The sequence below is a fragment of the Lelliottia sp. AC1 genome (genome assembly GCF_023278595.1).
Taxonomy (GTDB): domain Bacteria; phylum Pseudomonadota; class Gammaproteobacteria; order Enterobacterales; family Enterobacteriaceae; genus Enterobacter; species Enterobacter nimipressuralis.
Window position 1 is genome coordinate 1,042,414 of record NZ_CP025699.1, and the last position, 25,346, is coordinate 1,067,759.

Here is a 25,346-nt window from a genome sequence, read left to right on the forward strand (position 1 = left end):
GTTTTTCTGACGCTGGAGAAAAAATGAAATTTGAACTCGATACCACCGACGGACGCGCGCGCCGTGGCCGCCTGGTGTTTGATCGCGGCGTGGTTGAAACGCCAGCCTTTATGCCTGTGGGCACCTACGGCACCGTAAAAGGGATGACGCCGGAAGAAGTTGAAGCGACCGGCGCACAGATTATCCTCGGTAACACCTTCCACCTGTGGCTGCGCCCAGGCCAGGAAGTGATGAAACTGCACGGCGATCTGCATGATTTCATGCAGTGGAAAGGTCCAATCCTGACCGACTCCGGCGGTTTCCAGGTGTTCAGCCTGGGTGATATCCGTAAAATCACCGAACAAGGTGTACACTTCCGTAACCCGATCAACGGCGATCCGATCTTCCTCGATCCTGAAAAATCCATGGAAATTCAGTACGATCTCGGCTCTGACATCGTGATGATCTTCGACGAATGCACGCCATATCCTGCAGACTGGGATTACGCGAAGCGTTCCATGGAGATGTCTCTGCGTTGGGCGAAGCGTAGCCGTGACCGTTTTGACGGGCTGGAAAACAAAAATGCGCTGTTCGGGATTATTCAGGGCAGCGTTTACGAAGATTTACGCGATATCTCTGTTAAAGGTCTGGTAGAGATAGGTTTTGATGGCTACGCTGTCGGCGGTTTGGCTGTGGGTGAGCCGAAGGAAGACATGCACCGTATTCTGGAGCATGTTTGCCCGCAAATCCCTGCGGATAAACCGCGATACCTGATGGGCGTGGGTAAACCAGAAGATCTGGTTGAAGGTGTGCGCCGCGGCATCGATATGTTCGACTGCGTCATGCCAACCCGCAACGCGCGTAACGGACACCTGTTTGTTACCGACGGTGTGGTGAAAATCCGTAACGCGAAGCATAAAAATGACACCAGCACGCTGGATGCTGAGTGTGATTGTTATACCTGTCGTCACTATTCTCGCGCATATTTGTATCATCTTGATCGTTGCAATGAGATTTTAGGCGCGCGTCTCAATACCATTCATAACCTTCGTTATTATCAGCGCTTAATGGCTGGTTTACGTAAGGCTATCGAAGAGGGTAAATTAGAGAGCTTCGTGACTGATTTTTACCAACGCCAGGGTCGTGATGTTCCACCTTTGAACGTTGACTAATTTAATAATGAGGGAATTTGAATGAGCTTTTTTATTTCTGATGCGGTAGCAGCAACAGGCGCTCCGTCGCAGGGCAGCCCGATGTCTCTGATTCTGATGCTGGTGGTGTTTGGTCTGATCTTCTACTTCATGATCCTGCGCCCACAGCAGAAACGTACCAAAGAACACAAAAACCTGATGAACTCCATCGCGAAAGGCGACGAAGTGCTGACCAATGGCGGTCTGGTGGGTCGTGTGACGAAAGTGGCTGAAACTGGCTACATCTCTATCGCACTGAACGACACCACTGAAGTGGTTATCAAACGTGACTTCGTTGCTGCCGTACTGCCGAAAGGCACGATGAAGGCGCTGTAATCCAACTTTTCCCAAAGGGAACTGCCGTGTTAAACCGTTATCCTTTGTGGAAGTACATCATGCTGGTCGTCGTGATTATCGTCGGCCTGCTGTACGCACTTCCCAACCTGTATGGTGAGGATCCGGCCGTTCAAATCACTGGCGCGCGCGGTGTCGCCGCCAGTGAGCAAACGCTGATCCAGGTCCAGAAAACGTTACAAGAAGAAAAAATTACCGCTAAGTCTGTGGCACTGGAAGAGGGCGCAATTCTTGCTCGCTTCGACACCACCGACACGCAGCTCCGCGCACGTGAAGCGCTGATGGGCGTGCTGGGTGACAAATATGTCGTGGCGTTAAACCTTGCTCCTGCAACCCCGCGTTGGTTAGCCTCTATCAATGCAGAGCCGATGAAACTCGGTCTTGATCTGCGTGGCGGCGTTCACTTCCTGATGGAAGTGGATATGGATACCGCGCTCGGCAAGCTGCAGGAACAGAACATTGATAGCCTGCGCAGCGATCTGCGTGAAAAAAGCATTCCTTACACCACCGTGCGTAAGGACGATAACTATGGTCTGAGCATCACCTTCCGTGACGCAACGGCTCGCGATCAGGCGGTCGATTATCTGGCTGCACGTCATCGCGATCTGGTGATTTCTCGCCAGGGTAGCAATCAGCTGCGTGCCGTCATGACCGATACGCGTCTGAGCGAAGCGCGCGAATACGCGGTTCAGCAAAACATCAATATCCTGCGTAACCGTGTGAACCAGCTGGGTGTTGCTGAGCCACTGGTACAGCGTCAGGGTGCTGACCGTATTGTGGTTGAGCTGCCAGGTATCCAGGATACCGCGCGCGCCAAAGAGATTTTGGGTGCGACAGCCACCCTGGAATTCCGCCTGGTGAACACCAACGTGGATCAATCCGCTGCGGCATCGGGTCGTGTTCCAGGTGACTCCGAAGTGAAACAGACACGTGAAGGTCAGCCTGTTGTGCTGTACAAACGCGTGATTCTGACCGGTGACCACATCACCGATTCCACTTCGAACCAGGATGAATACAACCAGCCGCAGGTTAACATCTCGCTTGATAGCGCGGGTGGTAACATCATGTCCAACTTCACGAAGGATAACATCGGTAAACCGATGGCGACTCTGTTCGTGGAGTACAAAGACAGCGGTAAGAAAGATGCCAACGGTCGTGCGGTTCTGGTGAAAGAGGAAGAGGTGATTAACATCGCCAACATCCAGTCTCGCCTGGGCAACAGCTTCCGTATTACGGGCATCAACAACCCGAACGAAGCGCGTCAGCTCTCTCTGCTGCTGCGTGCCGGTGCGTTGATTGCGCCGATTCAGATTGTTGAAGAGCGTACTATCGGTCCAACGCTGGGTATGCAAAACATCACTCAGGGTCTGGAAGCCTGTCTGGCCGGTCTGGCGGTTTCAATCATCTTCATGCTCTTCTTCTATAAGAAGTTTGGCCTGATTGCGACTACCGCGCTGATTGCAAACCTGGTGCTGATCATCGGTATCATGTCCCTGCTGCCAGGGGCGACGCTGACCATGCCGGGTATTGCGGGTATCGTTCTAACCCTTGCGGTGGCGGTTGACGCCAACGTATTGATAAACGAGCGTATTAAAGAAGAACTGAGCAACGGTCGCTCCGTACAACAAGCGATCGATGAAGGCTATAAAGGCGCATTCAGCTCCATCTTCGATGCGAACGTGACAACACTGATTAAGGTTCTGATCCTGTATGCAGTGGGTACTGGCGCGATCAAAGGCTTTGCTATCACCACCGGTATCGGTGTGGCAACGTCAATGTTTACCGCTATTGTCGGCACCCGTGCCATCGTGAACCTGCTGTATGGCGGCAAGCGCGTCAAAAAGCTGTCTATCTGAGGAGTGCGTTGTGGCACAGGAATATACTGTTGAACAATTGAACCATGGCCGTAAAGTCTGGGACTTTATGCGCTGGGACTACTGGGCCTTCGGCATTTCAGGTTTCCTCCTGATTGTGTCTATCGCCATTATCGGTGTCCGTGGTTTTAACTGGGGTCTCGACTTCACCGGTGGTACGGTGATCGAAATTACCCTCGAAAAACCGGCTGATATGGACCAGATGCGTCTGGCGCTGCAGAAAGCGGGCTTCGAAGAGCCGCAGCTGCAGAACTTCGGCAGCAGCCGCGACATCATGGTGCGTATGCCTCCGGTTCACGATGCCAATGGCAGCCAGGAGCTGGGCAGCAAAGTCGTTAACGTGATTAACGAAGCGACCAGCCAGGACGCCACGGTTAAACGTATCGAATTCGTCGGCCCAAGCGTTGGGGCAGATCTGGCGCAGAATGGTGCTCTGGCACTGCTGGCCGCGCTGATCTCGATTCTGGTGTACGTTGGTTTCCGTTTCGAATGGCGTCTGGCGGCCGGTGTGGTTATCGCACTGGCGCACGACGTGGTTATCACCATGGGTGTGTTGTCTCTGTTCCATATTGAGGTTGACCTGACCATCGTGGCCTCGTTGATGTCGGTTATCGGTTACTCACTGAACGACAGCATCGTGGTATCTGACCGTATTCGTGAGAACTTCCGTAAGATCCGTCGCGGTACGCCGTACGAAATCTTTAACGTTTCTCTGACCCAAACGCTGCACCGTACGTTGATCACATCCGGGACAACCTTGATGGTTATCCTGATGCTGTTCCTCTTCGGTGGCCCGATTCTGGAAGGCTTCTCGCTGACCATGCTGATCGGTGTGTCTATCGGTACAGCGTCTTCTATCTACGTCGCGTCCGCGCTGGCGTTGAAACTGGGCATGAAGCGTGAGCATCTGCTGCAGCAGAAAGTTGAAAAGGAAGGGGCGGATCAGCCGTCCATCCTGCCGTAACGGCAACAGCAATCTGATAACGGAATCCCGGTCGCAAGGCCGGGATTTTTTTATTACAGCTATCTCAAATTTGGTTACTCTCGCATTGTGAATCGCAATGACATGGAGTAATGCCGATGGTCACCCTTTCTTCCATTCCCCAGCCTGCCGTCTGGCATGGCGTGCCTTCCGTAACGTTGAGCGACGAAACTCTGCGTCAGCGAAAAGCCAATGTACTGAGCAAGATGCAACAGCACGGGCTGGACGCGCTGATTGTCTACGCGGATAAAGAGCACGGCGGTAACTTCGAATATCTGACCGGGTTTATTCCCCGCTTTGAAGAGGCGCTACTGGTGCTGCAGGCTTCGGGGGAGGCGGTGCTGGTGCTGGGCAATGAAAACCTGAAGCTGGCCGCCTATGCACGGCTCACAAACCGGGTGATCCATGCTCCGTGGTTTTCGCTGCCCAATCAGCCGATGGATAACAAAAAACCGCTGCCGGAACTGCTGAAGGAAGCGGGCGTAACGGCAGGTAAAACGCTTGGGCTTGCGGGGTGGAAGCTGTTTACCGGCTCGGGTGACGATGCGCATCAGATGTTTGATTTACCCGCTTTTATTGTCGATGCCATTCGCCTGGCGGGAGAGGGGACGGCGCAGCTGCGCAATGCCACGGGTATTTTTATCGATCCTGACGGCGGCGCGCGTACGGTCAACAACGCCAACGAACTGGCGCACTACGAATATGGTGCGAATCTGGCCTCAACGGCGATCCTGACGGCGCTAAATGCCATCGAACCCGGTAAAACCGAAAAACAGATCGCGGCGCTGCTGGCGGCAGAAGGTCAGCCGAATAATGTCGTCACTATCGCCGCGACGGGCGATCGCTTTGCCTGGGCTAACCTTTATCCCGGTGACAAAGTTATTCAGCGCGGTGATAAATTCTCCCTCACCACCAGCTACAAAGGCGGGCTGACCAGCAGAGCGGCATATGTCGTGGCGAATGCGTCGGAGCTTGCGCCCGACGTCGCTGACTATCTCGAGGTGGTGGCAAAACCCTATTTCTGTGCGGTCGTCGCCTGGCTTGAACATCTGCACATCGGAATGAAAGGCGGCGAGATGTATGACGTAATTGAGCGGGTATTACCAAAAGCCGAGTATCACTGGCACCTGAATCCGGGGCATCTGGTGGCGGATGAAGAGTGGCTCTGTTCGCCCATTGGTCCCGGTTCGGCCGCGACCTTGAAAAGTGGAATGCTCCTGCAAATCGACATTATTCCGTCGAGAGCGGGATACGCCGGGGCCAGCATTGAAGATACCGTTGCGCTAGCGGATGACACGCTGCGTCAGACGCTGGCAAGCGACTACCCCGCGCTCTGGCAGCGCATTGTGGCGCGTCGGGCATACATTGCCGAGCACATCGGAATCAGGCTGCCGGATGAGGTGCTGCCGATGTCCAATACCGTCGGCTATTTACGTCCGTGGCTGCTGGATCAGGGCCGGGCGCTGGTCTGCAACTAACAAAAAAGCCAGCATTGCGCTGGCTTTTTGATGCCGGATGGCGGTTCGCTTATCCGGCCTGCGGCAGGATTAGAAGTTGTAACCTACAACCAGGTAACCACCCCAACCGGTGGAACGTACGCTGAAATCACCGTTACCGAAGTTCAGGCTCGCGTCGTCGTTCCACTGACCACCGTTGTGCCAGTAACGAGCAACCACGGAGTAGTGCCAGTGATCGTAGTTCAGCGCCAGGATGTGACTGGAGGCGATGGAGTCGTTGGTACGCGCTTTCTTACCGTTCAGGTCACGGAAGTCGTTGTCGCCCAGGTCTGAACCCCAGTCAAAGTTGGTGAAACCGATATAGCTCAGGTTACCGCCCCACAGCTGGGTAATTGGCACAAAGTATTTCACTTTGAAACGGTAGCCATCCCACTCGTTTTCGTTCGCGGCACCGTAGTTCTGCCACTGGTATTTGGCATACACGTTCATGGACAGGCTCATCGGCAGACCGGTGTCGATGTCAGTACCCAGACCCATGTACCAGGTGCTCTGACGGCCCGATGCGTTGCGGCCCATGTCGTAGATGTAGTTGTTCGCGACATACCACTCTTTGAACGGACCGAAGCTCAGGTCTGCGCCCGTCAGCTTGTCGATAGAGAAGCGCGGTTCGATTTCCATGAACAACGGAGAACCGTGGTTCCAGATACCTTTCGCATCGGTGTTACCACCGAAGAAGACCGGTGCATCGGCGTAACCGTAGAAATCAAACCAGTCTTTCTTGGCGAAAGCTTCGTACTCCAGATAGGTATCGTTGCGGATCTGTGGTCCGAAGCGAGTGTGGTAGCTACCAACCACGTTGACGCTCTGGTGCCACCAGTCGGAAACATATTCAGGTTTTGAATTTTCAGCTGCGTTTACAGCGAAAGCGGAAGACAGTGCCAGAACTGCACCGGCTGCTAGTAATGTTTTTTTCATAATCATGCCACTGATTGAAAATCCCTTTCGGGATGTGAAAGATGCGCGAATTGCGTTTCTAAATATTTCGTGTTTCTGCGGAGCCTATTATAGGAATCCCTGCTCACAAAAATATGTGTTGTTTCACATATCTCTCATGCGCGTAATCGATTGCGTTCACGTTTGCGTACTTTAAACGGCGGGGATTGTAACGGCAATCATTTATCTTGCCAATGTTTCGGGATGTAAGAGAGAGCGGAACGCGGTAAACGTTCCGCTAAAGAGTGTTACTGGGCGGCAGGCTGAATATCGTGGATACGGATGAAACCTAACTGCTCTGGCGTGGTACCGTTTAACTGCAGTGGGATATCGACATCGCTCGGTGCGAGCACGCTGGCAGGGGCGGTAATCAGCTGGTTTTGCACGTTAACCTCCTGATAGCTTTCGGTCGTTCCCTGCAGCTGGCCCCATTCGACCGTGCCGCTAAAGGCTGGCAGCGGATCGTTGGACTGGCCCTGGATGCGCAGGGTGGCGTGTGTGCCGTCGGCGTTAGGTGCCACATTGACCACCGACATGCGCAGCGTACCAATTTGACTTTTCAACAGTGCAGGCGTGTTGGCGCCCGGCAACAGATAAACGCCGCTACTGGATTTCGCATTCAGGGCATTTTGCTGCGTGATTTTAACCGTTTCCTGGTTCAGCTTAGTCATCGCCGTGTTGAGCGTATTAACGCTCTGTTTCATCTGGCGAACTTCGCTTTGCTGTGCGCAGGCGCTAAGGGTGAAGAGACTTCCCACCACGAGAATTCTTAGGTAACGTCTTGTCATTGCGTTTAATTCCTTGAAATAACGGATGTCCTAATGGTAGCCAGTAACTCGCCGTCAGGTATAGATCCTTTGTCTCAAAAGCGCTCTTCCTTTGTTGTCGGCCCAGTTCAGGGTAAAATAGAGTTCAGTTAACCAGATAGCCAGGACACCGTATGCATTGCCCATTCTGTTCCGCTGTGGATACCAAAGTAATCGACTCCCGTCTTGTAGGTGAAGGCTCCTCTGTCCGTCGTCGTCGGCAGTGTCTGGTCTGCAACGAACGTTTCACCACCTTCGAAGTGGCAGAGCTGGTGATGCCGCGCGTGGTGAAAAGTAACGATGTACGTGAGCCATTTAACGAAGAGAAACTGCGCAGAGGGATGCTAAAAGCACTGGAAAAACGGCCAGTCAGCGCAGATGACGTCGAAATGGCGCTTAATCACATTAAATCGCATCTGCGTGGCACCGGCGAGCGCGAAGTGCCGAGCAAAATGATCGGCAACCTGGTGATGGAGCAGCTCAAAAAGCTCGATAAAGTGGCGTACATCCGCTTTGCTTCCGTCTATCGCAGCTTCGAAGACATCAAAGAGTTCGGCGAAGAGATCGCCCGCCTACAGGATTAAGCCCATGCAGGATGAGATTTACATGGCGCGAGCGATGAAACTCGCGCAGCGCGGACGCTTCACCACCCATCCCAATCCGAACGTGGGCTGCGTGATTGTCAAAGACGGCGTTATTGTGGGCGAGGGTTTCCATTATCGCGCCGGTGAGCCGCATGCTGAAGTGCATGCGTTACGCATGGCGGGCGAAAAGGCCCGTGGCGCAACGGCCTATGTGACCCTTGAACCCTGCAGCCATCATGGCCGCACGCCGCCGTGCTGCGAAGCATTAATTGCCGCAGGCGTGGCGCGCGTGGTGACCTCCATGCAGGACCCGAACCCGCAGGTGGCGGGGCGCGGTCTTTATCGCCTGCAGCAGGAAGGCATCGACGTCAGCCACGGGCTGATGATGAACGATGCTGAGGCGCTGAATAAGGGGTTTCTCAAGCGGATGCGGACCGGCTTCCCCTACATACAGCTGAAGCTGGGCGCCTCTCTTGACGGTCGCACGGCGATGGCCAGCGGTGAAAGCCAGTGGATCACCTCCCCGCAGGCAAGGCGCGATGTGCAACGTCTGCGCGCGCAAAGCCATGCTATTCTCACCAGCAGTGAGACGGTGCTGGCAGACGATCCGGCGATGACCGTGCGCTGGGAAGAGCTTGATGCCGATACCCGGGCGCTCTATCCCGAGGAAAATCTGCGCCAGCCGCTGCGTATTGTGCTGGATCGTCAGAATCGCCTGACGCCCGAACACCGTATCGTGCAGCAGCCGGGTGAAACCTGGATTGCACGTACGCAAGAAGACAGTCGTGAATGGCCGAACGCGGTGCGCAGCATTATGGTGCCGGAGCATCACGGTCATATCGATTTGGTGGTGCTGATGATGCTGCTGGGTAAACAGCAGGTGAACAGCATCTGGGTTGAGGCCGGGCCTACGCTTGCCGGTGCGTTATTGCAGGCAGGGCTGGTGGATGAACTGATTGTCTACGTTGCGCCTAAACTGTTAGGTGCCGATGCGCGTGGCCTGTTTGTGCTGCCCGGCCTTGAAAAACTGGCCGATGCGCCGCAACTCAAATTCAGCGAAATTCGGCAGGTTGGCCCCGACGTGTGCCTGCATTTAATCCCTGCGTGAGGCTTTCTGAAATAGAGAAGCAGTGCGCGAAGTATTATGATAAAATCCGCCCCCCTGCGGGGCCAAATGAACCCGTAAAGGAAGAGTATGAATATTATTGAAGCTGCTGTTGCTACCCCGGACGCTCGCGTCGCCATCACTATTGCGCGTTTCAACAACTTCATCAACGAAAGCCTGCTGGACGGTGCGATTGACGCCCTGAAACGTATTGGCCAGGTTAAAGATGACAATATTACCGTTGTTTGGGTTCCAGGTGCCTACGAACTGCCGTTGGCAGCGGGCGCTTTGGCGAAAACCGGTAAATACGACGCGGTGATTGCGCTGGGTACGGTGATTCGTGGCGGTACTGCTCACTTCGAATACGTTGCGGGTGGTGCAAGCAATGGTCTGGCGCACGTGGCACAGGATGCTGAAATTCCTGTCGCATTCGGCGTACTGACTACTGAAAGTATTGAACAAGCCATCGAACGCGCTGGCACCAAAGCCGGTAACAAAGGTGCAGAAGCTGCACTGACCGCGCTTGAAATGATCAACGTATTGAAAGCCATTAAGGCCTGATTTTTTTGTAAGGGGAATTCCGTGAAACCTGCTGCTCGTCGCCGCGCCCGTGAGTGTGCCGTCCAGGCGCTCTACTCCTGGCAGTTGTCCCAGAACGACATCGCTGATGTTGAATACCAGTTCCTGGCGGAACAAGACGTCAAAGACGTTGACGTCCTGTACTTCCGTGAACTGCTGTCGGGAGTGGCGACTAATAGCGCGTATCTCGACGGTCTGATGAAGCCGTACCTGTCCCGTCTGCTTGAAGAGCTGGGCCAGGTTGAAAAAGCAGTGCTGCGCATTGCGCTGTTTGAGCTGTCTAAACGTCAGGATGTGCCATACAAAGTGGCCATCAATGAAGCTATCGAACTGGCAAAAACCTTCGGTGCTGAAGACAGCCACAAATTTGTGAATGGCGTGCTGGATAAAGCCGCACCTGCGATCCGTCCCCACAAAAAGTGATCCGCAAACCGGAGTTTCGCACTGCCGCCTGGCTGTGCGGCTCCGGTTTTTTTATTTTTATTTGCTGAGGCATAACGTATGGCATGCGGCGAATTCTCCCTGATTGCCCGTTATTTTGACCGCGTTCGTAGCTCCCGTCTTGATGTTGAAACGGGCATTGGCGACGACTGCGCACTTCTCAATATTCCCGAAAAACAGACCCTGGCTATCAGCACCGATACCTTAGTGTATGGGCGCCATTTCCTGGCGGATATCGATCCGGCCGATCTGGCCTACAAAGCGCTGGCGGTGAACGTAAGCGATCTGGCGGCGATGGGCGCCGATCCGGCGTGGCTGACGCTGGCACTTACCTTGCCGAGCGTCGATGAATCCTGGCTTGAAGCCTTCAGCGACGCGCTGTTTGAACAACTGAACTATTACGATATGCAGCTGATTGGCGGTGATACCACGGCCGGTCCGCTGTCGATGACGCTGGCGATCCATGGCTATGTGCCAGTCGGACGCGCGCTGAAACGCTCGGGTGCGAGGCCGGGCGACTGGATTTATGTCACCGGTACGCCCGGCGACAGCGCGGCGGGGCTGGCGATTTTGCAGGATCGTTTAACCGTGAACGACGCCGATGACGCAGCGTATCTGGTGAAACGCCACCTGCGCCCAACCCCACGCATTCTGCACGGCCAGGCACTGCGCGAGCGCGCCAGCTCGGCGATCGATCTGTCTGACGGTTTGATTTCCGATCTCGGGCACATTCTTAAGGCAAGTGGCGTCGGGGCGCGAGTTGATCTCGATACCTTCCCGCTGTCAGAGCAGATGCGTAAACACGTCGAGCCTGAGCAGGCGCTGCGCTGGGCGCTGTCCGGCGGTGAAGATTACGAGCTGTGCTTTACCGTCCCGGAGCTGAATCGCGGTACGCTGGATGTTGCGCTGGGTAATCTCGGTGCGCCGTTTACCTGTATCGGGCAGATTTTGCCTGAGAGCGAGGGGATGCAGTTTGTGCAAAACGGCACCCCTGTGACACTCGACTGGAAAGGGTACGATCACTTCGCATAATGTCGTGCGGTTTGCTGCCGGGTCGCGCTGGGCTTCCCGGCTAACAAAATCACATGCATTGCAGGCCGGGTAAGGCGAAGCCGCCGCCCGGCTTTTTTTATTTAAATCCGACGACCGGATGTTGCTGATAGGGTGTTTCCAGCTCGGCAATCTGCTCCGGCGTCAGCGTCAAATCGACCGCATTCAGCAGTTCATCCAGCTGTTCTTCCCGCGACGTGCCGATAATCGGTGCCGCCACTCCGCGTTTGCTCAGAAGCCACGCCAGCGCCACCTGCGCGCGGGTAGCGCCCGTCTCCTCGGCGATACCTGCCAGACGTTCGGCGATCAGCGCATCGCTCGCCTGGGTATCGTTATACAAATTTTTACCCACTTCATCGGAAACGGAGCGCGCGGTGGTTTCTCCCCACGGACGGGTTAAACGACCGCGTGCCAGCGGACTCCAGGGGATCACCGCCACGCCTTCCTGATAGCACAGCGGCAGCATGTCGCGCTCTTCTTCGCGATAGATCAGATTGTAGTGATCCTGCATAGTGACGAATCGCGCCCAGCCGTGCTGCTTCTGAAGATCCAGCGCTTCGGCAAACTGCGAGGCGTGCATTGACGACGCACCGATGTAGCGCGCTTTACCCGCTTTTACTACGTCGTCCAGCGCTTCAAGGGTCTCTTCTATCGGGGTGTTGTAGTCCCAACGGTGGATTTGCAGCAGATCGACATAATCCATGTTCAGGCGCTTCAGGCTGGCATCAATCGAACGCAGGATTTGCGCGCGGGACAGCCCTTCAGTTAAATCGCCTGAGGGATAGTAAACCTTGGTGGCAACCACCACTTCGTCGCGACGGGTAAAATCCCGCAGCGCGCGGCCCACAATCTCTTCGCTGCTGCCGTCGGAGTAGCTGTTTGCCGTATCGAAGAAGTTAATGCCGCCGTCGAGGGCGTGTTTGATGATAAGGCGGCTGCTCTCTTCCGGCAGCGTCCAGGCATGGTTTCCCCGTTGAGGTTCGCCAAATGTCATACAGCCCAGACAAAGACGGGAAACCTTAAGATCTGTTTTTCCTAACGTGTTGTATTGCATGCTTCCACTCCTGCTGATTGCTTAAAATACTATCTTTAAGCATAGCAGGAGGGAAAAGAGAGGAGATGTTACGCCAGCCAGCTGCGGATTTTAGCTTCAATTCCGGCTGCATCCAGGCCAATCGCCGCGCGGGCTTCGTCCTGAGTTCCTTGCGGAATAAAGTAGTCTGGCAGGCCGAGATTCAGCACCGGAACTGGCTTGCGATGTGCCATCAGCACTTCGTTCACGCCGCTGCCTGCGCCGCCCATAATGGCGTTCTCTTCCAGGGTGACCAGCGAATCGTGACGCGCCGCCATCTCCAGAATTAACGTTTCATCCAGCGGTTTAACAAAGCGCATATCCACCAGGGTCGCATTGAGCGATTCCGCGACTTTCGCCGCCTCTGGCATCAATGTACCGAAGTTGAGGATTGCCAGTTTTTCGCCGTGACGCTTAACGATGCCTTTCCCGATAGGTAATTTCGCCAGCGGTTCCAGCTCGACGCCCACGGCGTTGCCGCGCGGATAACGCACTGCGCTTGGGCCGTCCTGATAGTGATAGCCGGTAAAGAGCATCTGACGGCATTCGTTCTCGTCGCTTGGCGTCATCACGACCATGTCCGGGATACAGCGCAGGAAGGAGAGATCAAACGCCCCCTGGTGCGTCTGCCCGTCGGCACCGACGATACCTGCACGATCGATAGCAAACAGCACCGGCAGCTTCTGAATAGCGACGTCGTGGATCACCTGATCGTAGGCGCGCTGCAGGAAAGTCGAGTAGATAGCCACAATCGGTTTATAGCCACCAATTGCCAGACCGGCTGCGAACGTCACCGCATGCTGTTCGGCAATCGCCACGTCAAAATATTGACCCGGGAATTTTTTGGAGAACTCAACCATGCCGGAGCCTTCACGCATGGCAGGCGTCACGGCCATCAGCTTGTTGTCTTTGGCCGCTGTTTCGCATAGCCAGTCGCCGAAAATTTTCGAATAGCTTGGCATCCCGCCGCTGCTTTTTGGCAGACAGCCGCTGGTCGGATCGAATTTAGGCACGGCGTGGAAGGTGATCGGGTCTTTTTCCGCTGGCTCGTAGCCACGCCCTTTTTTAGTCATGATGTGCAGGAACTGCGGGCCTTTCAGGTCGCGCATGTTCTTGAGCGTAGAGACCAGACCCAGCACGTCATGCCCGTCCACCGGGCCAATGTAGTTAAAGCCCAGCTCTTCAAACAGGGTGCCGGGAACCACCATGCCTTTGATGTGCTCTTCGGTGCGTTTCAGCAGCTCTTTGATCGGTGGCACGCCGGAGAAGACTTTTTTACCGCCTTCACGCAGAGTGGAATAGAGTTTGCCGGAGAGCAGCTGCGCCAGGTGGTTGTTGAGCGCACCGACGTTTTCTGAGATCGACATTTCATTGTCGTTAAGGATCACCAGCATATCGGGCATGATATCGCCCGCGTGGTTCATCGCCTCAAACGCCATACCCGCCGTGATCGCGCCATCGCCAATCACGCAGACGGTGCGGCGCTGTTTATTCTCTTTTTCCGCCGCCACGGCAATGCCGATACCCGCAGAAATTGATGTAGAAGAGTGGCCGACGCTTAAGACGTCGTACTCGCTCTCACCGCGCCATGGGAACGGATGCAGCCCGCCTTTCTGGCGGATCGTACCAATTTTATCGCGACGGCCGGTGAGAATTTTGTGCGGATAAGCCTGATGACCGACATCCCAGATCAGCTGGTCAAACGGGGTGTTGTAGACGTAGTGCAGCGCAACGGTCAGCTCCACCGTGCCAAGCCCGGAGGCGAAATGTCCGCTGGAACGACTCACGCTGTCGAGCAGGTAACGACGCAGTTCGTCGCTCAGCTTCGGCAGGCTCTCTTTCGGCAACAGACGTAACTCCTGGGTGGAGTCAACCAACGCCAGTGTCGGGTATTTGGCAATATCAAAACTCATCAAAGGCTCATCGAGATTTAGTATGTTTATTTATCACGCTGGATTATATAGTCCGCTAGCGCTTCCAGTGCCGAGGTATCAAGCGATTGTGCGGCCAGCAGATTCAGCGACTGGCGGGCATCATCGATCAGGTCCCGGGCTTTACGTTGGGCTTGCTCAAGGCCCAGCAGGGCGGGGTAGGTACTTTTGCCAAGCTGCTGGTCTGCACCCTGACGTTTTCCCAATATTGCAGTATCGCCCACCACATCCAGAATGTCATCCTGAACCTGGAAAGCCAGACCGATACTTTCGGCGTATCTGTCCAGAACGGGCAAGGCTTTACGCCCCTGTTCACCCGCGCTCAGCGCGCCCAGGCGAACGGCTGCACGGATCAGCGCACCTGTTTTATGACGGTGGATGCGCTCAAGCTGTTCCAGATTAACCTGACGACCTTCCGCTTCCAGATCCAGCGCCTGACCACCGCACATACCAGCGATGCCGCTGGCCATCGCCAGCTCAGAAACCATCGCCAGACGGTCACGATCGGCCACTTCAACCATCGGCGCATCGCTCAGAATAGAGAACGCCAGCGTCTGCAGAGCATCACCGGCCAGAATGGCATTGGCTTCGCCAAACTTGATATGGCAGGTCGGCTGGCCGCGACGTAAATCGTCGTCGTCCATCGCCGGTAAATCATCGTGGATCAGCGAGTAGGCATGAATGCACTCAACGGCGGCCGCTGGCGCATCCAGCGTGTCATTGCTGATGCCAAACATATTGCCCGTAGCATAGACGAGAAACGGGCGCAGACGCTTTCCACCTAAGAGTGCGCCATAGTGCATGGCTTCAACCAGTGGAGTGTTCTGAAAAGGCTGTGGTTCAATAAAACGACGCAGCGCGTCGTTGGCACGTTCCACACATTCCTGAAGCGCTTTGGCGAAATCCATTTACTCAGCGTCCGGTGTAAAAGGGGTTGTGGCGGCGTCTTCGCTATCGGACAGCAGAATTTGCACACGCTGTTCGGCCTGCTGCAATTTAACCTGCCCCTGGCGCGCAAGCTGCACGCCGCGTTCGAATTCATTGAGCGCGTCTTCCAGCGGCAGGTCGCCACTTTCCAGACGAGTCACAATTTGCTCCAGCTCACTCAGCGCAGTTTCGAAACTGGCTGGTGCGTCATTTTTCTTCGGCATAGTGAATGTAGACTCTCATATTTTCAGCCCCGTCATGGTAGCGGACTCGGGCGGATAAGCAAATAACGCGCAATGTGCACAGGAGCACCGCTATAGTGGTATACTTCCGCGCCTGGATGCAGCCACGGGTGTGGGCTGCTGTACTCTTTTCCATCACAAGCCTTTACGGGCTTGCCAACGAAACATTGCCGCCATGAAGTTTATCATTAAATTGTTCCCGGAAATCACCATCAAAAGCCAATCTGTGCGTTTGCGCTTTATTAAAATTCTGACCGGAAACATTCGTAACGTTTTAAAAAATTATGACGAAACCCTTGCCGTGGTTCGTCACTGGGATCACGTCGAAGTGCGCGCCAAGGACGAAAACAAGCGTCTGGATATTCGCGATGCGCTGACCCGCATTCCCGGGATTCACCATATTCTGGAAGTTGAGGACGTTCCCTTTACCTCACTGCACAATATTTTTGAACTGTCGCTGGCCCAGTACCGCGATCAGATCGAAGGCAAAACCTTCTGCGTGCGCGTAAAGCGTCGCGGTAAACATGAATTCAGCTCGATCGAAGCCGAACGTTATGTTGGCGGCGGTCTGAACCAGCACGTTGAAACGGCGCGCGTGAAGCTGACCAACCCGGAAGTGACCGTCAATCTGGAGATCGAAAACGATCGCCTGCTGCTGGTCAAAGGCCGCTACGAAGGGATTGGCGGGTATCCGATTGGGACGCAAGAAGATGTACTGTCCTTGATTTCCGGTGGTTTCGATTCTGGCGTCTCCAGCTACATGCTGATGCGTCGCGGTTGCCGCGTGCATTACTGCTTCTTTAACCTGGGCGGTGCGGCGCACGAGATCGGCGTTCGTCAGGTCGCGCATTATCTGTGGAACCGTTTTGGCAGTTCCCACCGCGTGCGTTTTGTGGCGATCAACTTTGAGCCTGTGGTCGGTGAAATCCTCGAAAAAGTGGACGACGGTCAGATGGGCGTGGTGCTGAAACGCATGATGATGCGTGCGGCGTCGAAAGTGGCCGAGCGCTACGGCGTGCAGGCGCTGGTAACAGGCGAAGCCCTGGGCCAGGTCTCCAGCCAGACCCTGACCAACCTGCGTCTGATCGATAACGTCTCGGATACGCTGATCCTCCGTCCGCTGATCTCCCACGACAAAGAGCACATCATCGATCTGGCGCGCAAAATCGGTACGGAAGATTTTGCCCGTACCATGCCGGAATACTGCGGTGTGATCTCGAAAAGCCCGACCGTGAAAGCGGTGAAGGCGAAGATCGAAGCGGAAGAGCAAAACTTCGATTTCGAGATCCTCGAAAAAGTGGTTGCTGAAGCAACGAACGTTGATATCCGTGAAATTGCGCAGCAGACCGATCAGGACGTGGTGGAAGTAGAAACCGTAAGCGGATTCAGCGCCAACGACGTGATCGTGGATATCCGCGCCATCGACGAGCAGGATGCCAGCCCGCTGAGCGTGGAGGGCGTTGAAGTTGTCTCTCTGCCGTTCTACAAGCTGAGCACCAAGTTTGGCGATCTGGAGAAGGACAAAACCTATCTCCTGTGGTGCGAGCGTGGCGTAATGAGCCGCCTGCAGGCGCTCTACCTGCGCGAGCAGGGCTTTACCAATGTGAAGGTATATCGCCCGTAAACAATGCCCTTCGGGACGCGCTGCACGAACAGGCCGGGTAAGGCGAAGCCGCTACCCGGCTTTTTTATTTCCAAATTATGCGCCCATGGTAAAGTAACGATCCGTCAGGACGCCGCGAGGGTAGTATGCATAAATACCTGGAAATAAAAGAAAAGATAAAAAAGGATATTCTCGATCAGAAATATCGAATCGGAGAAAGTATTCCCTCCGAGCGCGATCTCGCCAGCGTGTATAACGTGACGCGGGTGACGGTACAAAAAGCGATGGCGAATCTGGTTCAGGAAGGGTATATCGAGCGCATTCATGGTAAAGGCATGTTTGTGCTGAAAAATACCGCCAGCAATATTTATATTCTCAACAATGAAAAGAGCGACAGTATTCTGGGGTTTTCTCGCGAATTCCAGGGGCGGGTCAAGGTCACCAGCCGCTTAATTACCTTCACAACTATTCAGGCCGATCCCTCGCTGGCACAACACCTTGAGATTAAGCCTGGCGACGACGTTTGGTTTATCCGCCGCGTGCGTCTTCTGGATGGGCAGCCGGTTCTGGTCGAAGACACCAATATTCCAGTGCAAACCATCGCGGTGATCCCACAGTCCGTTCTCGAAAAAGGGTCGCTGTATGGCTATATCGAAGAGTACACCGGGAAAAAAATCAGCGATGCGGATTCGTTAATTGAAGCGGCGCTGTTCGACCGCGAGCTGGCTAAGATTCTGGGTATTACACCGGGGCAAGCGATGCTGAAAATTACGGAAGTCACCCGCCTGAGTGATAAAAAAGCCTTTAACTATTCGATTAGCTATAACCGTGCGGATCTGTTTCGGGTTAAGAATCTACGCATTGAAAGATGACAGGCGCGAGCGCGCCTGTCGGAGCGTTTATAGCTGAGCTGCAGCGCCTTTATCTACCAGCATTTGCACCTGCGGATGGGCTTTTAACAGGGTCGCCGGAATACTGGCGTCGATATCTGAGCGCAGAGTCTGCGCCACGATAGCGGCCTTTTTCTCGCCGCTGGCCATCACAACCACTGACTTCGCCGCCAGAATCGTTTTCATCCCCAGAGAAATCCCCTGTTTCACGTCGCGCGCCTGGCCGAAATATTTCACGGAAACCGACTGGGTGACCTCATCCAGATCGACAACGTGACACTCCGTATCCTGTGCCGCGCCTGGCTCATTAAAGCCGATATGACCATTCATGCCGATGCCGAGCACGATAATATCAATGCTCCCGTGGCCCGCAATGAAACGATCTACGCGGCGGCACTCCTGCTCAGGGTCGGTCGTAAGGCCGTCAAAGAAGCAGATTTGTTCATCACGTAACGTCAGACGGCTGAAGAAATGCCCCCAGACCATCTCGCGACAGCTGCCCTTATCGGCTTTGCCCAGCCCCAGCCACTCGTCCAGGCCGACAAACGCCGCGCGGGAAAAATCGACGTTGCCCTCTTCGCTGGCACGAACCAGAACATCAAACACCCCCAGCGGCGTATCGCCCCCGGCAATGCAGATCAGGGCATCCGGTTTGCGGGTGACGGTGTCGATCACGCGCTGGGCCACAGTGGCGCTGAGCGCCCGGTAATCTTCAACAATTTCAACGTTCATCGCAGTTCCTTAGCGTTTCGTGTATTGCGGCAAATAGGCGTGGTTCACTTCCAGATACTCATCGAGGATCTGCTCGGCAATGGCGGCGGAGGGCACGATGGGGTTGATGCTCAGCGCCAGCAGGGCGGTGGCATAATCTCCGGTGACGGCGGCCTCGACGGTCAGCTCTTCGTAGGCTTTGACACTCTGGATTAACCCGCGAATTTTCACCGGCAGTCTGCCGTAGGCCAGCGGATGGGCACCGTTTTTATCGATGACGGCATTGGTTTCCAGGGTGACGTGATCCGGCAGGTCTGGCGTCGCGCCGTTATTCACTGTGTTGACCACGTGCACTTCTTTTTTGTCGTTGAAAATCGAGCTGATGATCGAGCAGGCCGTGTCGGAGTACCACGCGCCGCCGCGCTGCTCCAGCTCTTTCGGCTTGTGGTTCAGGTTCGGGTCCTGGTACAGCTCAAACAGTTTGCGCTCGATTTCACGTGTTTGCTCACCGCGTGTGCCCTTATTTGCGGAATCGCGGATAGCCGTTTCCGTCATTTCGCGGGTCAGGAAGTAATACTTGAGATAGGAGATCGGATACATGTGCAGCGCGCGGGCAAAGCGCGCGGTAAAGCCGATATCCGGGATATTTTTCAGCGAGTTATTGGCACTGCCAACGGCCAGTTTTTCGATAAAATCATCGGTACAATCGTCGCCTTTCACGTAAATTTTATCGGCAAAGATCAGGTGGTTCAGGCCGATGATCCGCGCGTAGATATCCGCTTTGCGGACATCGTAGGCTTTGGCGATGTCCATCATCATGCTGTTTGCACCGCTGCAGATCCCGATGGTCTTAATCGCAGAGTGGCGAGTGATGGCTTCTGTCACAATGCCCGCCGGGTTAGTGAAGTTGATAAGCCATGCGTTCGGACACCATTTTTCCATCGCTTTGCAGATATCCAGCAGCACAGGAATGGTGCGCTGGGCTTTCATAAAACCGCCTGGCCCGGTGGTTTCCTGGCCGAGTACGCCGTATTTCAGCGGGATTTTCTCATCGTTAATGCGCGCATCAAGGAAGCCGACGCGCAGTTGAGTAGTAACGAAATCGGCATCTTTCAGGGCCGTTTCCCGATCCAGCGTCAGGTGAATGTTCATCGGGATACCCGCTTGCGCCACCATGCGCTGGGCGAGCTTGCCGACGATCTCCAGCTTCTCTCTCCCTTCTTCAATGTCCAGCAGGTAGAAATCGGTGACCGGCAGTTCGTCGTAGCGTTTGATAAATCCATCGATCAATTCCGGCGTATAGCTTGAGCCACCACCAATCGTGACAATTTTGAGCTTTTTCATCGTGAATCCTTTTTACAAGATGGGATCGGGGAGTTTTTCAGCTTCACGGCGCGAGTGTTCTTCCGCCGCTTCTGTTTCTAACTGTTTGCGTTCTGCGAGTTTGAAAAACGGCAGCCAGACGAGGGCTGAAATGGCAATGGTGCAGACTGACCAAATCACGGCCGGAATATTGCCTCCGGTGACAAACCAGGCCGCGAAAATAGGCGGCATAGTCCAGGGGATCTGCAGTACCGGGCGGCCAATAATGTCGAAATACATCAGCGCGTAAGTCGACGTACAGAGAATCATCGGAGTTAAGGTAAAGGGGATCATCAGTAACGGGTTAAAGACAATCGGGCAGCCAAATATCACCGGCTCATTGATGCAAAATATCGCTGAGGGCAAAGAGAGTTTGCCGACCGATTTATACAGCTTGCTGCGCGAGCGCATCATCGCCATGACTAACCCAAGCGTCGCACCGGTGCCGCCGAGACACATAAAGACGATATAAAACCCGTCGGCGGTGATGTGCGGAATAGGCTGGTGGTGTAAATAGGCCTGGGTATTTTCGGCGATGTATTTCAGGAAGATCGGTGCGGTGATGCCGGAGAGGACGTTGTCGCCATGAATACCGCAACACCAGAGCAGTGAGATCAAAAAGATTAAGACCAGCATGCCGGGAAGCGATCCTAAGCCGGTGACCAGCGGGCTGAGAATAAGCGTAAAGAAATTATTAATATCGAAGTTAAGAATGACCCTAACGAACCAGATTAACGTAATCGCCACCGCCGCCGGGATCAGGCTTGCGAAAGATTGGGCGACCGCAGGGGGGACGCCCTCGGGGAGTTTAATCACCACGTTATGATGAATAAAGAAACGGACAATTTGCACCGTCAGAATCGAGAGAATAATGGCGGAGAAAAGCCCTGCAGCCCCCAGGTTATCGACATTGAGCTGGTACTTATCGTTAAGCTGGGCCAGTAAAAAGACCACCATGGTGATGATGGCGCAGGTCAGGGCGTTGAGGCTGTACTCTTTCGCCAGGTTGTAGCTGATGCCGATGGCTGAAATCAGCCCGATGGCGCCGAAGGTTACGGCAACCGGTGCGCTGAGCTTCTCGGCGTAAGGGCCAAGCCAGTCGGTCCAGCCCGGAATCGGTAAATTCGCGAGGATCAGAAACAGACTGCCGGTAATGGTGAAGGGGAGCGTCAGGGCAATGCCGTTACGCACCGCCACCAGGATTTTGTTTTCACCGACGCGAATCAGGACAGGAATGACTCTGTTCTCAAGAAATGTAATCACATTGCTTACTCCAGAAGAGATTTCTGTTCTTCGCCATTCTTCATTTCCAGACCGCTTTAGTGGGCGAAGTGTTTAACTGGTATATGCCAGTTGAAATGAGTTTTTCACGGAAGCTTGTGGCTGTCAAACAGGGTGAAAACGATAAAGGGAATCCGTATCTCAATGAAAATACGCAGTTTTAGTCACGGTGAAAGGGCGTGATGAGAATCAGTGTCAGAAAGAAAGATAAGAATTGTGATTCCCGCCGCAATTATCAGCAGAGAAAATAAAGGCCGGCGCGATGGCCAGCCTGAGGGGAATTACAGCGTCTATTTACGCCTCGTAGTAGTTATAAATCCCTGCGGCCATCACCAGCGAGGACGCGACTTCATAGGCTTTTTCTCGCCCGACAAGCAGATCGATAATCTTGAGTGCGAAATCAATCGAGGTTCCCGGCCCCTGGCTGGTCAGCAGGTTGACGCGCGGATCCCAGACCACCCGTTTATCGACCCACTGTCCCTCGGGGATGCGGTCTTTCATGGTCGGGAAGCCGGTCATGTTGCCGATGGGGAAGAGGTCATGGGGAACCAGTACGGTGGCTGCCGCAGCGCAGAGGGCGGCGACAATTCGCCCGGAGAGATGAAACTGGCGCACGGTTTCGACCAAAAGGGGGCTGTCGCGAAAACACTCCGCTCCTTTCAGGCCGCCGGGCAGAACAATCACATCGAAATCGCCGTCCGCCACTTCAACCAGCGGTGCATCGGCCAGCAGCTTCACGCCGCGCGAGCAGACGATAGTCAGATTGCCATCGCTGGCGACGCTGGCGGTGGTGACGTTTATCCCGCCGCGAACCAGCAAATCAATGGTCGTGACTGCTTCTGTCTCTTCGCTACCAGGGGCGAGGCATACCAGTGCCGACGCGCTCATACTCACTCTCCTTACGTTTAACCAGGTCATACAGACGGATATTTTCCGGCACGTTGATGCCATGTGCGCGGGCTCGTTTGAGCAGATAGCCGGTGATGTAGTCGATTTCTGTGTGCCGCTGTGCGCGCACATCCTGCAGCATCGATGAGATATTTTCAGCAGTGCTGTCGATAATCTGCTCGACGTAATAACGGATATCGTCTTCTGAGGTGTGGATGCCCTCACGCTCAATCACGGCCGCGACTTCAGCGCAAAGGGCCGCTACTTCCTGCGGATGGTTTTTCAGTTCACCGTTTGGGCAGTCCAAAAGCGCCGTCAGCGGGTTGATCACGCAGTTCACCGCCAGTTTGCGCCACAGCTGTGGGCGAATGTTGTTGTGCCAGGCCACATCGGGCAGCACATGTTGCAGCACGTCGGCGAGATAGCTGTAATCGCCATCCTGCTCGCGCGCCGGTCCCATATGGGTGACGCCGCTTGCCACGTGCACGATGATGTTACCGTCGCGACGGGCCGCATGGGTGGTGATCGCCATCAGCAGCGGTTGTGGGATGCTGTTGAGCTCTTCGAGGGTGCCCATGCCGTTATGCACCAGAAGAATGGGCGTGGTGCGGGGCAGGGTGTTCGCCAGCGCTCTGACGGCATCCGAGACCTGCCAGGCCTTAAGGGTAACCAGCAGCAGATCGCTTTGCGCCAGGAAATCAGGATCGTTGGCGGTGAGCGATTCGTTAAAGATACTTCCATCTTCATCGATCAGGTTTACACTGCAATACGGCTGGGGGACGCGTAGCCAGCCTTGTACCTCGTGTCCATGTTTGCACAATGCGGTGAGCCAAAGCTGGCCCAGGGCTCCGCATCCGAGCACGGTAATTTTCATTGTTCCTCCTCACCTGCAACTGCGCCAGGCGTGTCGGTTAAGTATAGCGCCGTCAGCTAAGCTTCTGTTGAGTTATGCCTCGTTGCGGGTATTATGCAACGCAACAAAAGTAAAGGGAGAAGAAAAGATGCCATCTTTCGATATTGTTTCAGAAGTTGATATCCAGGAAGTCCGCAACGGTGTGGATAACGCCAGCCGTGAAGTTGAGTCACGTTTCGATTTTCGTGGTGTAGAGGCGAGTTTTGAGCTGAACGACGCGAATAAGACCATCAAGGTGCTGAGCGAGTCCGATTTCCAGGTCAATCAGTTACTGGATATTCTGCGTGCCAAGCTGTTAAAACGCGGCATTGAAGGGACGTCTCTGGATGTGCCGGAAGAGTTCGTGCACAGCGGCAAAACCTGGTTTGTTGAAGCCAAACTTAAGCAAGGTATTGAGAGCGCGATGCAGAAGAAAATCGTTAAGCTCATCAAAGACAGTAAGCTGAAAGTGCAGGCGCAAATTCAGGGCGAAGAGATTCGTGTCACCGGTAAAGCGCGCGACGATCTGCAGGCCGTGATGGCGCTGGTGCGCGGCGGCGACCTGGGACAGCCGTTCCAGTTTAAGAACTTCCGCGATTAAAAACGAAAATGCCCGGCAAGCCGGGCATTTTTTCAGGCTTTAATAGCCTGTTCCACTTCGAAGCGATTGGTGACTTTGCTGTCGATTTTGACGTAAGCGCTACGCTCTTCTGGGACGATCAGCACTTCGCTGACCCCTTCTGTTGTTTCCAGCCGCTGTTTCAGCGCGTCGCTTATCTCCACACCGTCCGGGATTTCCACCCGCAGGCTGCTTACGTAGCGCGGCTCTTTCATGGTGCTGGCAACCAGCAGCCAGACCATCGCCAGCAGCGCGCCGACAAGAAACACGGTCTGCGAATCAAATAATCCGTCTACCCAGCCGCCGAACGAACCGCCGATGGCGACGCCCAAAAACTGGCTGGTGGAGTAAATGCCCATCGCCGTGCCTTTGTATCCGGCTGGGGATTCTTTGCTGATTAACGATGGCAGCAGGGCTTCCATCAGGTTAAAGGCGAGGAAGAACAGCTGCACGCCCAGCACCAGCTCCCAGAAGTGCGGGCCTGAGCCCCACAGCACAATTTCTGCGATTAATAACAGTGCCACACAGCCCAGAAATACGCGCTTCATACGGCGTTTTACTTCGGCGTAGATGATAAACGGCACCACGGAAACGAAGGAGATCAGCATCGTTACCAGATAAATCTTCCAGTGCTCCGCCGCCGGGAATCCGGCTGCCGCCAGCTGGCCGGGGAGGGCCACGAAGGTGGACATCAACAGGATGTGCAGACACATGATGCCGAAGTTGAGCTTCAGCAAACGCGGTTCAACGATGACTTTGCTGAAGCAGCCTTTCACCATGCCCGATTCACGGTTCAGAACGTGATTTTTACTGTCCGGCACCACCCAAATCGTTAGCGCAATGCCAACCGTCGCCAGTACGGCAATCATCCAGAAGAGGGCATTCAGGCCCAGCTTATGGGTAATGATCGGGCCAAGCACCATGGCAATAGCAAAGGTGACGCCAAAGCTGACGCCAATAAACGCCATCGCTTTGGTTCGGTTCTGTTCGCGGGTTAAATCCGAGAGCAGCGCCATTACAGCGGCGGCAATCGCCCCTGAGCCTTGTAGCGCACGGCCAAGAATAATGCCCCAGATGGAGTGTGACAGCGCGGCAATAATGCTGCCGAGGACAAAGATCAGCAGGCCGCCGACAATCAGTGGCTTACGGCCCACGCGATCGGAAAGCAGCCCGAAGGGGATCTGAAATATCGCCTGGGCCAGGCCGTAGATGCCAATTGCCAGACCAATTAACGCCTCGCTGGCGCCCTGAAGTGCCATACCATAGGTAGTCAGAACAGGCAGGACCATAAACATGCCAAGCATGCGCAGCGAGAAAACAGTCCCTAAACCCCAGGTTGCGCGCAGTTCGCCTGGTGTCATTTTATAATCGTTCATTACCACCTCTGTTCAAAAGCAGGCACTAGTGTAGGCGGGGTGTTAAGTGCGGTAAATAGGTGTTTGTTTAAGAGATATTACGGGGGCTGAACATTGCCGGTGGCGGCTTCATTTTACCCGGCCTGGCGGTTGCGCAGGCCTGTGCAACCAGAGCGCGA

25 protein-coding genes are annotated in these 25,346 nt (G+C 54.7%); 13 read left to right on the forward strand and 12 right to left on the reverse strand.

Features of this window, described 5'->3' with window-relative positions; all coding sequences use genetic code 11:
* The first annotated feature begins 23 nt into the window (after positions 1–23).
* From tgt to C0560_RS04890, 5 genes are all read left to right on the forward strand, one after another.
* Positions 24–1,151, forward strand: coding sequence for a tRNA guanosine(34) transglycosylase Tgt (gene tgt / locus C0560_RS04870; protein WP_100777432.1), 1,128 nt, complete (start codon positions 24–26; stop codon positions 1,149–1,151).
* 21 nt (positions 1,152–1,172) lie between these two features.
* Positions 1,173–1,505, forward strand: a complete 333-nt coding sequence (gene yajC, locus C0560_RS04875; protein WP_064325012.1) for a preprotein translocase subunit YajC — start codon at positions 1,173–1,175, stop codon at positions 1,503–1,505.
* A 26-nt stretch (positions 1,506–1,531) separates the two neighbouring features.
* Positions 1,532–3,379: a protein translocase subunit SecD gene (gene secD, locus C0560_RS04880; RefSeq protein ID WP_248859743.1), complete on the forward strand. Its 1,848-nt coding sequence runs from the start codon at positions 1,532–1,534 to the stop codon at positions 3,377–3,379.
* A 10-nt stretch (positions 3,380–3,389) separates the two neighbouring features.
* The gene (secF, locus tag C0560_RS04885; RefSeq protein ID WP_100777430.1) at positions 3,390–4,361 is read left to right on the forward strand and encodes a protein translocase subunit SecF; all 972 of its coding nucleotides are present in this window, start codon (positions 3,390–3,392) and stop codon (positions 4,359–4,361) included.
* A 110-nt stretch (positions 4,362–4,471) separates the two neighbouring features.
* Positions 4,472–5,857, forward strand: a complete 1,386-nt coding sequence (locus C0560_RS04890) for a M24 family metallopeptidase (protein WP_248859744.1) — start codon at positions 4,472–4,474, stop codon at positions 5,855–5,857.
* Positions 5,858–5,926: 69 nt separating this feature from the next.
* On the opposite strand, the gene C0560_RS04895 is transcribed toward C0560_RS04890, so the two are convergent.
* Positions 5,927–6,811: a nucleoside-specific channel-forming protein Tsx gene (locus C0560_RS04895; RefSeq protein WP_123429442.1), complete on the reverse strand. Its 885-nt coding sequence runs from the start codon at positions 6,809–6,811 to the stop codon at positions 5,927–5,929.
* A gap of 266 nt (positions 6,812–7,077) precedes the next feature.
* Entirely contained in the window at positions 7,078–7,617 is a 540-nt protein-coding gene (locus C0560_RS04900; RefSeq protein WP_248859745.1) for a DUF3251 domain-containing protein, read from the reverse strand.
* A 152-nt stretch (positions 7,618–7,769) separates the two neighbouring features.
* On the opposite strand from C0560_RS04900, the gene nrdR reads away from it, so the two are divergent.
* The 5 genes from nrdR to thiL all read left to right on the forward strand — a co-directional run bounded on the left by nrdR (position 7,770) and on the right by thiL (position 11,376).
* Positions 7,770–8,219 (forward strand): transcriptional regulator NrdR, encoded by a 450-nt coding sequence (nrdR, locus tag C0560_RS04905; protein WP_064325018.1) that lies wholly within the window; start codon positions 7,770–7,772, stop codon positions 8,217–8,219.
* Between the two features lie 4 nt (positions 8,220–8,223).
* The gene (ribD, locus tag C0560_RS04910; protein WP_181827410.1) at positions 8,224–9,327 is read left to right on the forward strand and encodes a bifunctional diaminohydroxyphosphoribosylaminopyrimidine deaminase/5-amino-6-(5-phosphoribosylamino)uracil reductase RibD; all 1,104 of its coding nucleotides are present in this window, start codon (positions 8,224–8,226) and stop codon (positions 9,325–9,327) included.
* Positions 9,328–9,414: 87 nt separating this feature from the next.
* Positions 9,415–9,885 (forward strand): 6,7-dimethyl-8-ribityllumazine synthase, encoded by a 471-nt coding sequence (gene ribE, locus C0560_RS04915; RefSeq protein ID WP_100777426.1) that lies wholly within the window; start codon positions 9,415–9,417, stop codon positions 9,883–9,885.
* A gap of 21 nt (positions 9,886–9,906) precedes the next feature.
* Positions 9,907–10,326: a transcription antitermination factor NusB gene (nusB, locus tag C0560_RS04920; protein ID WP_100777425.1), complete on the forward strand. Its 420-nt coding sequence runs from the start codon at positions 9,907–9,909 to the stop codon at positions 10,324–10,326.
* A 78-nt stretch (positions 10,327–10,404) separates the two neighbouring features.
* On the forward strand, positions 10,405–11,376 hold the full coding sequence (gene thiL / locus C0560_RS04925) for a thiamine-phosphate kinase (RefSeq protein WP_248859746.1): 972 nt from the start codon (positions 10,405–10,407) through the stop codon (positions 11,374–11,376).
* 97 nt (positions 11,377–11,473) lie between these two features.
* Here thiL and C0560_RS04930 read toward each other — a convergent pair whose 3' ends face one another.
* The 4 genes from C0560_RS04930 to xseB all read right to left on the reverse strand — a co-directional run bounded on the left by C0560_RS04930 (position 11,474) and on the right by xseB (position 15,548).
* Entirely contained in the window at positions 11,474–12,448 is a 975-nt protein-coding gene (locus tag C0560_RS04930; RefSeq protein ID WP_107704155.1) for an aldo/keto reductase, read from the reverse strand.
* A gap of 68 nt (positions 12,449–12,516) precedes the next feature.
* Positions 12,517–14,379 (reverse strand): 1-deoxy-D-xylulose-5-phosphate synthase, encoded by a 1,863-nt coding sequence (dxs, locus tag C0560_RS04935; protein WP_129035473.1) that lies wholly within the window; start codon positions 14,377–14,379, stop codon positions 12,517–12,519.
* Between the two features lie 26 nt (positions 14,380–14,405).
* The gene (gene ispA, locus C0560_RS04940; RefSeq protein ID WP_102104303.1) at positions 14,406–15,305 is read right to left on the reverse strand and encodes a (2E,6E)-farnesyl diphosphate synthase; all 900 of its coding nucleotides are present in this window, start codon (positions 15,303–15,305) and stop codon (positions 14,406–14,408) included.
* Positions 15,306–15,548 carry an exodeoxyribonuclease VII small subunit gene (gene xseB / locus C0560_RS04945; protein WP_100777420.1) on the reverse strand — a complete coding sequence of 81 codons (243 nt, stop codon included), beginning with the start codon at positions 15,546–15,548 and terminating at the stop codon, positions 15,306–15,308.
* A gap of 193 nt (positions 15,549–15,741) precedes the next feature.
* On the opposite strand from xseB, the gene thiI reads away from it, so the two are divergent.
* Together thiI and C0560_RS04955 are read left to right on the forward strand one after the other, a co-directional pair.
* A complete protein-coding gene (gene thiI, locus C0560_RS04950; RefSeq protein ID WP_102104302.1) occupies positions 15,742–17,190 on the forward strand; it encodes a tRNA uracil 4-sulfurtransferase ThiI in 1,449 nt (482 codons plus the stop codon).
* A 125-nt stretch (positions 17,191–17,315) separates the two neighbouring features.
* Positions 17,316–18,041, forward strand: coding sequence for a GntR family transcriptional regulator (locus tag C0560_RS04955; RefSeq protein ID WP_248859748.1), 726 nt, complete (start codon positions 17,316–17,318; stop codon positions 18,039–18,041).
* Between the two features lie 27 nt (positions 18,042–18,068).
* Here C0560_RS04955 and C0560_RS04960 read toward each other — a convergent pair whose 3' ends face one another.
* From C0560_RS04960 to panE, 5 genes are all read right to left on the reverse strand, one after another.
* Positions 18,069–18,791, reverse strand: a complete 723-nt coding sequence (locus C0560_RS04960) for a glucosamine-6-phosphate deaminase (protein ID WP_100777417.1) — start codon at positions 18,789–18,791, stop codon at positions 18,069–18,071.
* 9 nt (positions 18,792–18,800) lie between these two features.
* Entirely contained in the window at positions 18,801–20,114 is a 1,314-nt protein-coding gene (locus C0560_RS04965) for a 6-phospho-beta-glucosidase (RefSeq protein WP_107704151.1), read from the reverse strand.
* A gap of 12 nt (positions 20,115–20,126) precedes the next feature.
* The gene (locus C0560_RS04970; RefSeq protein WP_102104298.1) at positions 20,127–21,395 is read right to left on the reverse strand and encodes a PTS sugar transporter subunit IIC; all 1,269 of its coding nucleotides are present in this window, start codon (positions 21,393–21,395) and stop codon (positions 20,127–20,129) included.
* A 312-nt stretch (positions 21,396–21,707) separates the two neighbouring features.
* The gene (gene yajL, locus C0560_RS04975) at positions 21,708–22,301 is read right to left on the reverse strand and encodes a protein deglycase YajL (protein WP_248859749.1); all 594 of its coding nucleotides are present in this window, start codon (positions 22,299–22,301) and stop codon (positions 21,708–21,710) included.
* Positions 22,264–23,175 carry a 2-dehydropantoate 2-reductase gene (panE, locus tag C0560_RS04980; protein ID WP_100777413.1) on the reverse strand — a complete coding sequence of 304 codons (912 nt, stop codon included), beginning with the start codon at positions 23,173–23,175 and terminating at the stop codon, positions 22,264–22,266. The genes yajL and panE overlap by 38 nt, the downstream gene beginning before the upstream one ends.
* 127 nt (positions 23,176–23,302) lie before the next feature.
* On the opposite strand from panE, the gene C0560_RS04985 reads away from it, so the two are divergent.
* Positions 23,303–23,794 (forward strand): YajQ family cyclic di-GMP-binding protein, encoded by a 492-nt coding sequence (locus C0560_RS04985; protein WP_095280993.1) that lies wholly within the window; start codon positions 23,303–23,305, stop codon positions 23,792–23,794.
* Between the two features lie 32 nt (positions 23,795–23,826).
* On the opposite strand, the gene C0560_RS04990 is transcribed toward C0560_RS04985, so the two are convergent.
* Positions 23,827–25,188, reverse strand: coding sequence for an MFS transporter (locus C0560_RS04990; RefSeq protein WP_248859750.1), 1,362 nt, complete (start codon positions 25,186–25,188; stop codon positions 23,827–23,829).
* Positions 25,189–25,346 lie beyond the last annotated feature (158 nt).